This is a genomic window from Streptomyces sp. NPDC017246 (assembly GCF_044331325.1).
Lineage (GTDB): Bacteria > Actinomycetota > Actinomycetes > Streptomycetales > Streptomycetaceae > Streptomyces.
This window is the reverse complement of the sequence record NZ_JBIRMW010000013.1, coordinates 126350-140210: the sequence shown is the minus strand read 5'-3', so window position 1 is coordinate 140210 and position 13861 is coordinate 126350. Positions and strand designations below refer to the sequence as shown.

At 71.1% G+C, this 13861-nt stretch carries 11 protein-coding genes; 6 read left to right on the top strand and 5 right to left on the bottom strand.

Annotation, left to right across the window (positions count from 1 at the left end):
* The first annotated feature begins 134 nt into the window (after window positions 1-134).
* A complete protein-coding gene (locus tag ACH4MY_RS27530; RefSeq protein ID WP_398006427.1) occupies window positions 135-545 on the top strand; it encodes a Fur family transcriptional regulator in 411 nt (136 codons plus the stop codon).
* A gap of 161 nt (window positions 546-706) precedes the next feature.
* On the opposite strand, the gene tpx is transcribed toward ACH4MY_RS27530, so the two are convergent.
* Window positions 707-1207, bottom strand: coding sequence for a thiol peroxidase (tpx, locus tag ACH4MY_RS27525; protein WP_398006426.1), 501 nt, complete (start codon window positions 1205-1207; stop codon window positions 707-709).
* A 272-nt stretch (window positions 1208-1479) separates the two neighbouring features.
* Between tpx and ACH4MY_RS27520 the strand changes: the two genes are divergently transcribed.
* The 5 genes from ACH4MY_RS27520 (at window position 1480) to ACH4MY_RS27500 (ending at window position 7468) form a co-directional block, all read left to right on the top strand.
* Entirely contained in the window at window positions 1480-2703 is a 1224-nt protein-coding gene (locus ACH4MY_RS27520) for an alginate lyase family protein (protein WP_398006425.1), read from the top strand.
* 154 nt (window positions 2704-2857) lie between these two features.
* Complete coding sequence (locus tag ACH4MY_RS27515; RefSeq protein WP_398006424.1) at window positions 2858-4144, top strand: ricin-type beta-trefoil lectin domain protein; 1287 nt, start codon at window positions 2858-2860, stop codon at window positions 4142-4144.
* 160 nt (window positions 4145-4304) lie between these two features.
* Window positions 4305-5264, top strand: coding sequence for a GlxA family transcriptional regulator (locus ACH4MY_RS27510; protein ID WP_398006423.1), 960 nt, complete (start codon window positions 4305-4307; stop codon window positions 5262-5264).
* Window positions 5265-5389: 125 nt separating this feature from the next.
* Window positions 5390-6385 carry a type I glyceraldehyde-3-phosphate dehydrogenase gene (gene gap / locus ACH4MY_RS27505; protein ID WP_398006422.1) on the top strand — a complete coding sequence of 332 codons (996 nt, stop codon included), beginning with the start codon at window positions 5390-5392 and terminating at the stop codon, window positions 6383-6385.
* 195 nt (window positions 6386-6580) lie between these two features.
* On the top strand, window positions 6581-7468 hold the full coding sequence (locus ACH4MY_RS27500) for an alpha/beta hydrolase family protein (RefSeq protein ID WP_398006421.1): 888 nt from the start codon (window positions 6581-6583) through the stop codon (window positions 7466-7468).
* A gap of 78 nt (window positions 7469-7546) precedes the next feature.
* Here ACH4MY_RS27500 and ACH4MY_RS27495 read toward each other — a convergent pair whose 3' ends face one another.
* From ACH4MY_RS27495 to ACH4MY_RS27480, 4 genes are all read right to left on the bottom strand, one after another.
* Window positions 7547-8107, bottom strand: a complete 561-nt coding sequence (locus ACH4MY_RS27495; protein WP_398006420.1) for an HAAS signaling domain-containing protein — start codon at window positions 8105-8107, stop codon at window positions 7547-7549.
* Entirely contained in the window at window positions 8104-8475 is a 372-nt protein-coding gene (locus tag ACH4MY_RS27490) for a PadR family transcriptional regulator (protein WP_398006419.1), read from the bottom strand. Before ACH4MY_RS27490 ends, ACH4MY_RS27495 begins: the two co-directional genes overlap by 4 nt.
* A 101-nt stretch (window positions 8476-8576) precedes the next feature.
* Window positions 8577-11654, bottom strand: coding sequence for a glycoside hydrolase family 3 protein (locus ACH4MY_RS27485; protein ID WP_398006418.1), 3078 nt, complete (start codon window positions 11652-11654; stop codon window positions 8577-8579).
* A gap of 66 nt (window positions 11655-11720) precedes the next feature.
* Window positions 11721-13670, bottom strand: coding sequence for a lectin (locus ACH4MY_RS27480; RefSeq protein ID WP_398006417.1), 1950 nt, complete (start codon window positions 13668-13670; stop codon window positions 11721-11723).
* Window positions 13671-13861: the final 191 nt, after the last annotated feature.

Below are 13861 nucleotides of genomic sequence, written 5' to 3'. Positions count from 1 at the left end.
GCCGGGGCGGGCACCGGCGGGGGACTCGCGCCCTGCCGGAGCCACGGTGTGCCTTGGCTATTGCCGGAACCGATCCTACGATGGACTCAGTCCAAGTCAAGAACCACGCCAACCATCCGAAGGGGTGAGCCCGAATGAGTGACCTGTTGGAGCGCCTGCGTGCGCGCGGCTGGCGGATGACGTCTCAGCGGCGTGTCGTCGCGGAGGTCCTCGCCGGCGAGCATGTCCACCTCACGGCGGACGAGGTGCACGCGCGCGCGGTGGCCCTCCTGCCGGAGATCGCGCGGGCGACGGTCTACAACACCCTGGGCGAGCTGGTCTCCCTGGGGGAGGTGGTGGAGCTCTCCACGGACGGGCGGGCGAAACGGTACGACCCGAACGCGCACGTCCCGCATCAGCACCTGGTCTGCTCGGGCTGCGGCATCATCCGCGACGTCCACCCGGCGGGGGACCCGCTGGCCGTCCTCCCGCCTGCGGAGCGGTTCGGCTTCACCGTCTCGAAGGCCGACGTGACGTATCGGGGGGTCTGCCCCGCCTGCGCCTGAGCGGCGACGGGGGATGGATGGCGGACGGAGGGCGGGTACGCGAAGGGCGCGCGAGCCGGTGGGGGCGGGCGCGCGAGCGGGTATGCGAGCGGGTGCGCGTAAAAGCCCCTCCACCGTGTCGGTGGAGGGGCTCCCGTCGTGCGTGGCTTCGCTCGCCCGGCTTACTTCAGGGCGGCGAGCGCGTCGTCGTAGCTGGGCTCCTCGGCGATCTCGCCCACGAGCTGCGCGTGCAGGACCGTGTCGTTCTCGTCGAGGACGACGACGGCGCGGGCGGTGAGGCCGGCCAGCGGGCCGTCCGCGATCTCCACGCCGTAGTTGGTGTGGAACTCGCGGCCGCGGAGCGTCGAGAGGCTCTTGACGTTCTCGAGGCCCTCGGCGCCGCAGAAGCGTGCCTGGGCGAAGGGGAGGTCCGCGGAGATGCAGAGCACCACGGTGTTCTCCAGCTCGCCGACCTTCTTGTTGAAGGCGCGGACGGAGGAGGCGCACGTCGGGGTGTCGACGCTCGGGAAGATGTTGAGGACCTTGCGCTGACCGGCGTAGTCCTTCAGCGACTTGTCCGCGAGGCCCTCGGCGACGAGCGTGAAGTCGGGAGCCTGGCTTCCGGGGGTCGGCAGGGTGCCGTTGACCTGTACCGGGCTGCCCTTCAGCGTGACCTGGGCCATGGGGGATCTCCTTCGGACGAGGTAAGTGACAACGGTGGAATCGTACGGCGTGCCGCCTCACCCGCCGGACACCGCCCGCCGGTCGGGCCGGGTGGGACCGATCAACCTTCGTTCATGTGTGTGAACTCCAGGTGGTCGATCGTGGGCACCTGAGCTGCCGAAACCGTTCATCCGGCACCGATCCCACCACCTTGACGCCACTGGTTCAGACCTTTAGGTTCCACCCTCGACAGTCCCCCCCCAGTTCACATATCTGAAGAAGGGGCAATCCCATGTTCATATGGCGCGATGGTTCCCATGCGAGGCGCAGCCGAAGGAGTGTGCTCCTCGCCGTCCCCCTGCTGGCCGCCGCCCTCCTGGCCGCACTTGTCGCAGGGCCCGGAGGCGGCCGGGCGGAGGCGGCCCCCACCACGTTCGTCCACCCCGGCGTCCTGGTCTCCCGCGGCCAGCTCGACTTCACCCGCGAGCAGGTCAACGCCGGGGCCCAGCCCTGGAAGGGCGCCTACGACCAGATGATGGCGAGCAGGTACGCCTCGCTCTCCCGGGTCCCGAAGCCCCGCTCGGTCGTCGAGTGCGGCTCGTACTCGAACCCGAACTACGGCTGCACCGACGAGCGGGAGGACGCCATCGCCGCGTACACGCTCTCCCTCGCTTGGTACGTGACCCGGGACAGTCGCTACGCCCAGAAGGCGATCGAGCTCATGGACGCCTGGTCCGGCGTGATCACGGACCACACCAACTCCAACGCGCCCCTGCAGACGGGCTGGGCCGGATCCTCCTGGCCGCGCGCCGCCGAGATCATCCGCCACACCTACACCGGCTGGCCCCAGGCCCGCGTCGACCGCTTCAAGACGATGCTGCGCACGGTCTACCTCCCCGAGGTCGCCAACGGCTCCCACTCCAACGGCAACTGGGAGCTCAGCATGACCGAGGCCGCCCTCGGCATCGCCGTCTTCCTGGAGGACCGCGCCGCCTACGACAAGGCCGTGGCCAAGTTCCGCGGCCGCGTCCCCGCGTACATCTACCTGGCGAGCGACGGCGCCCTGCCGAAGGCGGCGCCGGGCAGCGGCCTCGACACGCGCGACGAGATCGTCCGCTACTGGCAGGGGCAGACCACCTTCGTCGACGGTCTGACCCAGGAGACCTGCCGCGATCTCACCCACACCGGCTACGGCCTGTCCGCCATCTCCCACATCGCCGAGACCAGCCGTATCCAGGGCCAGGACCTCTATCCCGAGGTCGCCGACCGGCTGCGTCACGCCCTCGGTCTCCAGGCCAAGTACGAGCTCGGGGCGGCGGTCCCGAGCTGGCTCTGCGGCGGCACGCTCAAGGACCACCTCGGGCCGGTCACGGAGGTGGGTTTCAACGCGCTCCACCACCGCATGGGGTACGGGATGACCAACACGCAGAACCTGACCGAAGCCGGGCGTCCGGCCGGCACCGACAACCTCTTCGTCGCCTGGGAGACCCTCACGCACGCCGGCAACTCCCGCTGACCGGGCCGCGCGAGGGAGTCCCTACCTCTTGACGCCCCCTTACCTCACTTCTTAAATCATGGGGGCGACGAAGGCTCGTGTCATGTCATGCTCATGGCATAACATGCATGGCACGGGCCTGTCTCCTCCCCCACACCCGACGGAAGTGAGAGCCATGCCCTCCGCCCGCTCCTCACGGCGCCCGCTGTTCACCGCGGTGACAGCGCTCGCCGTGGCCGCCGCGACACTCGGTCTCGGCGCGACCGCCCCCACCGGCGCCACCCGGCCCGCCGAACGCGCCGCCGCACTCCAGCCCGCGGCCGAGGCCGCCGCCGTCACCTTCTCCGACGACTTCGACGGCGCCGCGGGACTCCCCGCGGACGGTGCCCGGTGGCAGATCGAGACCGGCGACAACGTCAGCAACCACGAGCGGCAGTACTACACGGCCGGCAACCGCAACGCCGCGCTCGACGGCCAGGGCCACCTCGTGATCACCGCACGCAAGGAGAACCCCGGCAACTACCAGTGCTGGTACGGCCGGTGCGAGTACACCTCGGCCCGGCTCAACACCGCCGGGAAGTTCACCACCCGATACGGCCACGTCGAGGCCCGTATGAAGGTGCCGCGCGGACAGGGCATGTGGCCCGCGTTCTGGATGCTGGGCAACGACCTCGGACAGGTCGGCTGGCCCAACTCGGGCGAGATCGACGTCATGGAGAACGTCGGCTTCGAACCGTCCACCGTGCACGGCACCCTCCACGGGCCCGGCTACTCCGGCTCGGGCGGCATCGGAGCCGCGTACACCCTGCCCGGCGGTCAGGCCTTCGCCGACGCCTTCCACACCTTCGCCGTGGACTGGTCGCCGGGGAAGATCACCTGGTCGGTCGACGGGAACGTCTACCAGACCCGTACGCCCGCCGACCTCGGCGGCCGCGCCTGGGTCTTCGACAAGCCGTTCTTCCTCATCCTCAACCTCGCGGTCGGCGGCTACTGGCCCGGCGACCCCGACGGCTCGACCGCCTTCCCGCAGCAGCTCGTCGTCGACCACGTCCGCGTCACCACCGCGGACAGCCCCGCCACCGGGGGACCGATCACGGGCATCGGCGGCAAGTGCGCCGACGTGGCCGGAGCGAACAGCGCGAACGGCACCCCCGTCCAGCTGTACGACTGCAACGGAACCGCCGCCCAGAAATGGACCGTGGGGGCCGACGGCACGATCCGGGCGCTGGGCAAGTGCCTCGACGTCACCTCCGCCGGTACGGCCGACGGCACCCCCGTCCAGCTGTGGGACTGCAACGGCAGCGGCGCGCAGCAGTGGACCGCCAACGCGGCCCGGGACATCGTCAACCTCGGATCCGGCAAATGCCTGGACGCCACCGGCAACAGCTCCGCCAACGGCACCCGGCTGCAGATCTGGACATGTGGCGGAGGCGCGAACCAGAAATGGACGGTGACCCGCTGACCTCGTACGGCCGGTGCCCCGCTGACCTCGCCGGCCGGTGACCGGCCGGCCCCGCCTGTTCGGCGACCCGCCGATCCGGCCCGGCCGGCGACCCGTTGACCCGCTGATCCCCGGCCGCCCGCCGGCGGCCGGGGCGCACCTCTCCGCCTAGTCTTGTCCCGTGCCGCCTACCCCCCGCCTCCATCGCGTCGCCGTCCTCGTACTCGAAGGGGCGAAGCCGCTCGACGTCGGCATCCCCGCACAGGTCTTCACGACCCGCGCGAGCATGCCGTACGAGGTGAGGGTGTGCGGCGCGGAACCCGGACTCGTCGCCGGGGGCGACGGCCTCTCCTACGCCGTCGCCCACGGCCTCGACGCGCTCGCGTGGGCCGACATCGTCTTCGTCCCCGGCTACCGCTTTCCCGACCGCGAGGACCCGCCGCGGGCCGTCGTCGAGGCGCTGATCGCGGCCCACGACCGGGGTGCGCGCCTCGCCGCCATCTCCACGGGCGCCTTCGCGCTCGCCGCCACCGGTCTGCTCGACGGCAAGCGCGCCACCACCCACTGGCACTACACCCAGGCGCTCGCGGCGAAACGACCCCTCGTCCGCGTCGACGAGAACGTCCTCTTCGTCGACGAGGGGAGCGTGCTGACCTCCGCCGGCGCGGCCTCCGGCATCGACCTCTGTCTGCACATCCTGCGCGGCGATCTCGGCGTGGCCGCCGCCAACCACGCGGCCCGGCGGCTGGTCGCCGCCCCCTACCGCAGCGGCGGTCAGGCGCAGTACGTGCCCCGCAGCCTGCCCGAGCCGCTCGGCGAACGGTTCGCCGCCACCCGCGAATGGGCGCTGCACCGGCTCGGCGAACCGCTCACCCTCGATGCGCTGGCCGAGCACGCCGCGGTGTCGGCCCGTACGTTCTCCCGGCGTTTCGTCGAGGACACCGGATACACCCCCATGCAGTGGGTGATGCGGGCCCGGGTCGACCTCGCCCGGGAGCTCCTGGAGCGCTCGGAGCGGAGTGTCGAACAGATCGCCGCCGACGTCGGCCTCGGCACCGGCGCGAATCTGCGGCTGCACTTCCAGCGCATCCTCGGCACCACGCCCAGCGAGTACCGGCGGACGTTCACCAAGGGCGAGTAGTCCCCTCGCCGGGTCTTCGCAGGGTCTTGGCGCGATCCTTGCGGACCGTGGCGATCCCGCCTCTGTCAGGACCGTTCCCGCCGAGCGAACCTGGTGGAGACGCAGAAGTTGAAGGGACACCATTCATGACTCGCATCGCCATCAACGGATTCGGCCGCATCGGGCGCAACGTGCTCCGCGCCCTGCTGGAGCGCGACACGGACCTCGAGGTCGTGGCCGTCAACGACCTGACGGAGCCGGCCGCCCTCGCGCGACTGCTCGCCTTCGACTCGACCTCGGGCCGCCTCGGCCGCCCGGTGAGCGTCGACGGCGACACCCTCGTCGTCGACGGCCGCCGCATCAAGGTGCTCGCCGAGCGCGAGCCGGCGCAGCTTCCCTGGGCCGAGCTGGGCGTCGAGATCGTCCTTGAGGCGACCGGCCGCTTCACCAACGCCAAGGCCGCCCGCGCCCACATCGACGCCGGTGCCAAGCGTGTGCTCGTCAGCGCTCCCGCCGACGGCGCCGATGTCACCCTCGCCTACGGCGTCAACACCGACGCGTACGACGCCGAGCTGCACACGGTCGTCTCGAACGCCTCGTGCACGACCAACGCGCTCGCGCCCCTCGCCAAGGTCCTCGACGACCTGGCCGGCATCGAGCACGGCTTCATGACGACGGTCCACGCCTACACGCAGGAGCAGAACCTGCAGGACGGCCCGCACCGCGACCCCCGCCGTGCCCGTGCCGCCGGCGTCAACATCGTGCCCACCTCGACCGGCGCCGCCAAGGCGATCGGCCACGTGCTGCCGAACCTCGACGGCAAGCTGTCCGGCGACTCCATCCGCGTCCCGGTCCCGGTCGGCTCGATCGTCGAGCTCAACACCACCGTGGCCCGTGACGTGACGCGCGAGCAGGTCCTCGAGGCCTACCGCACCGCGGCGGCCGGCCCGCTCGCCGGTGTCCTGGAGTACTCGGAGGACGCGCTGGTCTCCTCCGACATCACGGGCAACCCGGCCTCGTCGATCTTCGACTCGGAGCTCACCCGCGTCGAGGGCCGCCACATCAAGGTCGTCGCCTGGTACGACAACGAGTGGGGCTTCTCGAACCGCGTGATCGACACCCTCCAGCTGCTGGCCCGCTGACCCGGACGCCACCACCGCCCGCCGCCCCCGCCGAACCACGGATTCGGAGGGGGCGGCGGGCGTTCTGGGCAGATACCCAGACCGGTGGCGCCAGGTCTGGGCTCCTGCGGACAGACACGCGACCCCGCGAGCTCGATCATGGCCTGGTCACGCTTGCGAGGACACGCAACGTGCCGGATCCGTAAAGGAGTTCGTATGCCAGGGAGAACGAGCCGCGTGTTCGGCGGTCTTCTGCTCGCCGCCGTGATGGCCGTGTGCACCGCGCCGGGTACGGCCGGCGCGGCCGCCGACGCGGGGACCGCGAGCACGACCGCGGGCACGATCCCGTCCGTCGGCACCGACTGGGGCCGGACGGGCCCGTACGAGGTGAGCGTCGACATCGAGGCGGTGCACACCTTCTACTACCCGCGCGCCATGGGGCAGTCGGGCGAGCGCCACCCGGTGATCATCTGGGGCAACGGCACGGGCGCCGTGCCCGGTGTCTACAGCTCGCTGCTGCGCCACTGGGCGAGCCAGGGCTTCATCGTCGCCGCCGCCAACACGCCCACGTCGAACTTCGCGATCAGCATGCGCGCGGGCATCGACGTCCTGGAGCACCGGAACGCGGACAGCTCCAGCAAGTTCCACGGCAAGGTCGACCTCGAACACATCGCCTCCGCCGGTCACTCGCAGGGCGGCGCGGCCGCCCTCAACGCGGCCGTCGACCCGCGGGTCGACACCGCCGTCCCGATCCAGCCCGGTCCACTGGCCGACCCGGACCTGATGGACGAACCCGTCTTCTATCTGGCGGGCCAGCGGGACCTGACCGTGTGGCCGGCCCTGGTGAAGGCCCTGTACCGGGACACGGACCATGCCCCCGCCGTCTACGGAGAGGTCCGCGGCGCCGGGCACCTCAGTTCCATCGGCGACGGCGGGGACTTCCGCGCCCCGACGACCGCCTGGCTCCGCTTCTGGCTGCTCGGTGACGAGAACGCCCGCGGGGAGTTCTTCGGCCCCGGGTGCGGCTACTGCGTCGACAGCGACCTGTGGTCCGGCTGGGACCGGAACGCCGAGGCGCTTCGGATTCCCGGGCCCGCCGCCTGACGTCTCCTCCGCGCGTACGACAGGCTCCGGGCCGCCCCTCCGGCGAGGGCCGGCCCGGAGCCGCGTCGCACCCCGGCGTCAGCGGCGCACGGCCCGCAGCAGGAGGGTCATGCCGAGGAGCGGGACGCCCAGCGAGAACACGAGGATCAGCAGGACCTCCATCGGGCCGATCCGGGAGGCGTCTCCGAGCAGCGCGCCCAGGAACACCACGACGGGCACGGCCACGCCGGTGGCGGTACCGATGACCTTCCGACGGTTGTCCCACTGGGGCGCGCCCCACAGCATGACCAGGGCGACGATCAGTGCGATCGCCCCGGCGTACGGGTTGAGCAGGAGGAGCACTCCGGAGACGCCGAGGAGGATCGCGGTCGTCCTGGTGCGGCCGGTCCCGGGCGTGGCCGCACCGGTCCGACCGGCCGGCGCCTCCTCTGCGAGGGCGGAGGCGGCCACGGTGCGGGGCTCACCGAGCTCGGCCAGGACCGCCCGGAGCTGCTCGTCGTCCTCCGCGCCGCTGACCTGGATGTGCTCGCGGAGGTCCGCGAGGAGTTCGGCCCTGCGCTCGGCGGGCAGTTCGGCCGTCTCGCGGGCGACGCTCTCGAGGTAGGCGGTGACGAGCGGGTGGTGTTCGGTGGCGTTCATGCGGAGTCCCCCTGCGGGTCGGTGAGGAAGTGGTCGACGGCGTTCCGGAACAGCGGCCACGCCTGGGCGAATTCGGCGAGGGACGCCCGCCCGACGACGGTGAGTGTGTAGTAGCGGCGCGGCGGCCCGCTGGGGGACTCGCGCAGCTCGGTGTCGACGAGGCCTTCGCGCCGCAGCCGCGACAGCAGGGGGTAGATCGTGCCCTGACTGGTGGTCATGACGCTGACCGCGGAGAGCTCGGCGACGAGCTCGACACCGTACTTCGGCTCGTCCCTGAGCAGCGCGAGGACGCAGTACTCCAGCACTCCCTTGCGGAGCTGGCTGGGGACTCTGTCTCCCGCCTCGTTCATTGCGTTACCAGGAACCATGCAATGCAAGATACCGAGGCGAGGGGCCCGCGACAAGCCCGGCCCCCGGGGTGGGTTCCACCCCGGGGGCCGGGCCGTCCGTCCTTCGGTGCCGCCGTCCGTCAGCCCGCGGCCCGGAACGCCGCCGTCAGCTTGCCGACCGCGCCCGCGAGATCACCCGTGAGCAGCAGATGGTCCGCGTCGGCGAACGGCTTCGCGTTCGCCTCCGTGATGTTCTGGCCGATCTTCTTCTGGACGATCAGCCGCGCCGCCGCGACGAGCTTCCGGCCCTCGGGCGAAGTGCCCCGGCCGACCGCCTGGAGCGCCTTGGCGGCGACACCGAGCGCCCGCAGCGCGGGTTCCCCGCCGGACGGTACTGGGGTGAGGGTGGTCAGCCCCCAGCCGTACGGGTACTGCGGGTCGTAGGCGGCGTCCCCCACATTGAGGGGCAGCTGCGCCTCCGACTTCGGCCAAGTCACCGGCAGCTGACCGGTGAACGGCCGCTTGCCGTAGAGGACGTCGGCGACGCCGTCGCCCTCCGTGCCGGGCAGCCAGGACGCGACCAGCGCGTCGACGGCCGGCAGCCGGTCGCCGATCAGCTGCGGACGGCCGGACACGACCAGGACCGCGCACGGCATCGCCGCGCAGACCTTGTCCACCGCCGCCTTGTCGGCGGCCGTCAGTTCGAGGTCGTTGCCGTTGCCGACGTCGCCGAACCCCTCGGCGTACGGGGTCTCGCCGACCACCACCACACCGACGTCGTACCCGTCGGTCGGGGCGGACGCGTCCTTCGACCAGGCGATGTCGGCCCCCGGCGCGGCCTTGCGCATCCCTTCGAGGATCGTCGTGCCCGTGGTGTTGCGTCCGGAGGAGCCCTGCCAGCTGATCGTCCAGCCACCGGCCTGGTTGCCGAGGTCGTCGGCGTTCGACCCGGCCACGTACACCTTCTGCGAGGGCTTCAGCGGCAGGACCGCGCCCTCGTTCTTGAGGAGTACCTGGGACTTGGCCACGGCCTCGCGGGCGACCGCGCGGTGCTCGGGCGAGCCGATCGACGGCAGGTTCGTGGTGTCCGCGTACGGCTTCTCGAAGAGGCCGAGGCGGAACTTCTGGGTCAGGATGCGGGCCACGGCGTCGTCGATCCGCGCGGTGGAGATCCGGCCGGCCCCGACCTCGGAGGTGAGGGTCCGGGTGAACTCCTGGTAGTTCGTCGGCACCATGATCATGTCGAGACCGGCGTTGATCGAGGTGCGCACATCGCTGGGGTAGTCGCCGGGGATCTGGTCGATGGCCTGCCAGTCGCTGATGACGAAGCCCTCGAAGCCCATGCGGTCCTTGAGGACGCCGTTGATCATCTCGGCGTTGGCGTGCATCTTCACCGGACCCTGCTCGTCCCCGAGGATGTCGAGCGAGGAGTACGAGGGCATGACCGTGCCCGTACCGCGCTTCACCGCCTCCGCGAACGGCGCCAGGTGCACGGCCTCCAGCTCCGCGCGGCTGACCCTGGTGACGCCCTGGTCGATCGTGTACGAACCGGTGGCCGAGGAGCCGAAGGCGGTGCCGCCGTCCCCGACGAAGTGCTTGGCGCTGGTCAGGACCTTGTCGTTGCGGTCGAGGTCCTTGCCGTTCCGGGCGCCCTGCATGCCGTTGATCACGGTCTCCATGGCGGTGACGAGCGCCGGGTCCTCACCGAAGGCCTCGTAGGACCGCCCCCAGCGCTCGTCGCGGGTCACACAGAGACACGGGGCGAAGTCCCAGGGCACGCCGGTGGCCCGTACCTCCTTCGCGGTGACGGCTCCGGTCCGGGCGGCCAGCTCGGGGTCACGCCCGGCGCCGATGCCGATGTTGTGCGGCATGATCGTCGCGCCGATGACGTTGTTGTGGCCGTGGACCGCGTCCACACCGTAGATCAGCGGGATCTGGTAGCGGGTGGCCTGTGCGCGCAGCTGGTACGCGTCGACCATCGCCGCCCAGGACTGGGGCGTGTTGGGAGTGGGGACCGAGCCGCCGCCGGAGAGCAGCGAGCCGAGGGCGTATCCGGCGATGTCGCCCTGGCCCCGCAGCGCGTTGCGCTCGGCCTGCGTCATCTGGCCGGCCTTCTCCTCCAGGGACATCCGGGAGAGCAGATCGGCGACCCGCTTCCGTACCGGCAGCCGCGCGTCGAGGTACGGCAGCCCGTGCGCGTTCACCACGACCAGCGGGGTCTCGGCGGGTGCCTTGGCGCCGTCGACGGTGAGCCGCAGCGGAATCGTCTCCGCGGACTCGGCGGAAGCGTCCTTCAGGGTCTGCACCGTGATCGAGCGCGTCGCCCCGGAGGGCGTCCCGGCGGGGAAGACCACGCTGCCCGAGACCGGACGGTAGTCCTTCCCCGGCTCCGCGCTGCCACCGCTCTCCGTCTCGTACGTCACGGTGACGGGCTCACCGGTCGGCCCGGAGCCGGTGGTCGCCACCGAGACGTCGACCCGGGCGCTGCCGCCCTCGTCGACGGGGTGCACGACGGACCTGGTGACGACCTTGGTGTTCAGCGCGGGCTCCGCCGTGCCGTACAGCTCCACGCCGTCGAGGGCGAACGCCCCCGGTGCACCGGTCGGGAGCGTGACGGCGTACCCCCACATCCGGTCGAGACCGAGGACCTGGTCGATGCCGCCGACCGGCTGGTAGTCGGCCCGGTACTGGAACGTGGAGAAGGGGATCTCCACGAGGTGCCAGCCCTCCCAGTCGTCGGTGAAGGAGGTCGTCCACAGCTCGGAGGCCTCGCCGTTCGCGCCGCCGTCCTTGAGTTCCAGGGCGATCTTCTTGCCCGAGCCGGGCGGAAGCGGGGCGGTGTTCTGGCCGTACCACCAGAAACGGATGCCCTTGAACGCGGTCCAGTCGTGGGCCGGCTGGTCGAAGGCGAAGTCGTGGGTGAAGCCTCCCCAGCCGTCGATGTCGTAGCGGCCTTCGAGGACCTTGCCGCCCTCGGGGGCGTCGGCGCGCTCCGTCAGCTCCAGTCGCGGGTGGGACCCGGTGGCATTGCCCCAGGTGAACAGGCCCTCGGCGGGTGGTGCCGCGAAGGGGACCTCGCCCTCGAACCGGTCGACGGCGCGGGGTGCGGGCTCCTGGGCGGCGGCACTCGGCAGGCCGCCGGTGAGCAGGCCGGTGAGTACGGCGGTCGCGGCGACGACGGCCGCGCTCACCGTCCTTCGGGGACGTGCGGGTGACATACGGGCTCCTTGGGACGGGCCGCGGCCTGTCTGAGGGGTCGTTTCGGGGGCTGATGAGGGCCGGGGTCAGGCCGCGTTGTGGGTCCACTTCTGGTTGGCCCCGCCGGTGCAGGTCCAGATCTGGGCCCGTGTCCCGTCGGCGGAGGAGTTGCCGGTGATGTCCAGGCACTTGTTCGCGCCGGTGTTCACCACGTCGTGCGTGGTGGCGTTGTACGTCCAGCGCTGCGCCGCGGTGCCGTTGCAGTTGTACAACTGGACCTGGGCGCCGTCGGCGGTGGAACCGCCGTTGACGTCGAGACACTTGCCGAGCGCGCGCACGGTGCCGTCGGCGGCCAGGGTCCAGCGCTGCGCCGTGGTGCCGTTGCAGCCGTACAGCTGGACGGCCGTTCCGTCGGCGGTGGCGCCGCCGGCCACGTCCAGGCACTTCCCGGCCAGGCCGGTCAGGGTCCCGGCCCCGGTCTCGCCGCCGCCGGTCGTCCCCGACCAGGTGAAGGTCGCGGTGGTACGGGCGGGCAGGGTGTACGTGAAGGACTGGTTGCCCCAGTCGACCCGGACGGACTGGGCGGAGGTGCCGCCGTTGTGGGCGATGAGCGCCTTGGAGCCGTCGGAGTTGCGCCAGGCCACGTTCTGGACCGTGCTGTTCGCGGTGGAGGCGATGCGGTACGCCCCCGGCCGGACGAACTTCGTGAGGTGGCCGGTCGTGTAGTACTCGACGGTGTAGTCGACCTGTCCGGCGCGGGCGCCGCCCTCCTGCACGGTGATGAGGCCGGTGCAGGTGCCGCAGCCGCCGTTGTGCGGGCCCATGCTCTGGTTGAGCCCGAGGCTCCACTTGACCAGGCTGCCGCTCCAGTTGCGGGCGTAGTTCACGATGTCGCTCAGGTCCTCGTTGTGCTGGTTCCCGATCCAGGTGCCGCCCGAGTGCTCGGTGCTGAACTGCTTCACCGACGGGTACTGGTTGTGGACCTGTGTGCCCACGGCCGGGTCGCCGGCGTAGCCGTGCCAGGCGATGCCGCCGAACAGCGGATCGTTGCGCACGCCCGCGTCGTTCAGGATGCCCGCGCCGAAGTTGGCATAGTCGCCGTAGTTCCAGTCGTGGACGAGGACCTTGGTCGTGATCCCCGCGGCCCGGAAGGCCGGGTAGACGTGGTTCTTGGTGAACTCGACGAGTCCGGCGGGGTTCCAGCTCATACCGGGGTAGTTCATGGCGGTCGGGTTGCCGGCCTGACAGCAGTTCGGCTCGTTCTGGACGGAGAGGTAGTCGACCTTCACGCCCGCGGCCTGGTAGCTCTGCACGTACTTGACCAGGTACTGGGCGTACAGCGGGTAGTACTCCGCCTTCAGCCAGCCCATCTGGTCCATCCGGCCGTTGTCCTTCATCCAGCCCGGGGCGCTCCACGGCACGCCCTTGACCCGCAGGGCCGGGTTGAGCTGCTTGGCCTGTGCGGTCAGCAGCCGGACGTCGGTGTCGTAGCCGTTGGTGCCGAAGTCGTTCAGGTCGCAGCAGGTGTCGTCGAGGGAGACGTGGCCGGGCCGGGAGAGGTCCGAGGCGCCGATGGGGTTGCGGACGAAGGAGAGCCCGATGCCCTCGGTAGGCGAGAAGAGCTTGCGCATCACCGCGTCACGGGTGGCGGCGCTGACGGCTCCGCCGCGCAGCAGATGGGCGGTGGTGTCGGTGATCGACGCCCCGCCGCCCTCGAACTGCTGGTACGTGGTGTTCTCGTCGACGGTGACCGTGTGGCTCGCGGTGCCGCCGGAGGGCCCGAAGGCGAGGGGCGCCTGCTGGGCGAGGCCACGGGTGACGGTACGGCCGCCGGAGTCGGAGGTGGTGGTCAGCCAGACGTCGACCCGCTCACCGGCGGCCTGCGCGGTGCCGGGCCCGGTGAGGACCAGACTGCTCGCGACGAGGGCTCCCGCGGTGAGTGCGGTCAGCGGCCGGAGCCGGCGGGTGCGGGGGCCGGCGTCCGCCGGCCGGCCCGGCCTCCCCGCCGCTCGCCGGAGGAACGTGCGTACCCGCATGCGTGTGTTATGCACCTGACAACCCTTTCGCCGTCTCGCGCCCAACGGACAACAACAGCAAGCCTTTTATCAAGGCCTGAAGTTATGAGGCCCCCTTCCGCCCGTCAACCCTTCAAGCGTTGTCGGCTCTCATGGGTTGCGTTCGCTCTCCGCAAGGAGATGCTGATGACGCAACTCGCTTGCGAAGTTTG

Coding starts and splice junctions, on each gene's coding strand:
- ACH4MY_RS27530 (WP_398006427.1), top strand. CDS start 135: ATGAGTGACCTGTTGGAGCGCCTGCGTGCGCGCGGCTGGCGGATGACG.
- tpx (WP_398006426.1), bottom strand. CDS start 1,207: ATGGCCCAGGTCACGCTGAAGGGCAGCCCGGTACAGGTCAACGGCACC.
- ACH4MY_RS27520 (WP_398006425.1), top strand. CDS start 1,480: ATGTTCATATGGCGCGATGGTTCCCATGCGAGGCGCAGCCGAAGGAGT.
- ACH4MY_RS27515 (WP_398006424.1), top strand. CDS start 2,858: ATGCCCTCCGCCCGCTCCTCACGGCGCCCGCTGTTCACCGCGGTGACA.
- gap (WP_398006422.1), top strand. CDS start 5,390: ATGACTCGCATCGCCATCAACGGATTCGGCCGCATCGGGCGCAACGTG.
- ACH4MY_RS27500 (WP_398006421.1), top strand. CDS start 6,581: ATGCCAGGGAGAACGAGCCGCGTGTTCGGCGGTCTTCTGCTCGCCGCC.
- ACH4MY_RS27495 (WP_398006420.1), bottom strand. CDS start 8,107: ATGAACGCCACCGAACACCACCCGCTCGTCACCGCCTACCTCGAGAGC.
- ACH4MY_RS27490 (WP_398006419.1), bottom strand. CDS start 8,475: ATGGTTCCTGGTAACGCAATGAACGAGGCGGGAGACAGAGTCCCCAGC.
- ACH4MY_RS27485 (WP_398006418.1), bottom strand. CDS start 11,654: ATGTCACCCGCACGTCCCCGAAGGACGGTGAGCGCGGCCGTCGTCGCC.
- ACH4MY_RS27480 (WP_398006417.1), bottom strand. CDS start 13,670: ATGCGGGTACGCACGTTCCTCCGGCGAGCGGCGGGGAGGCCGGGCCGG.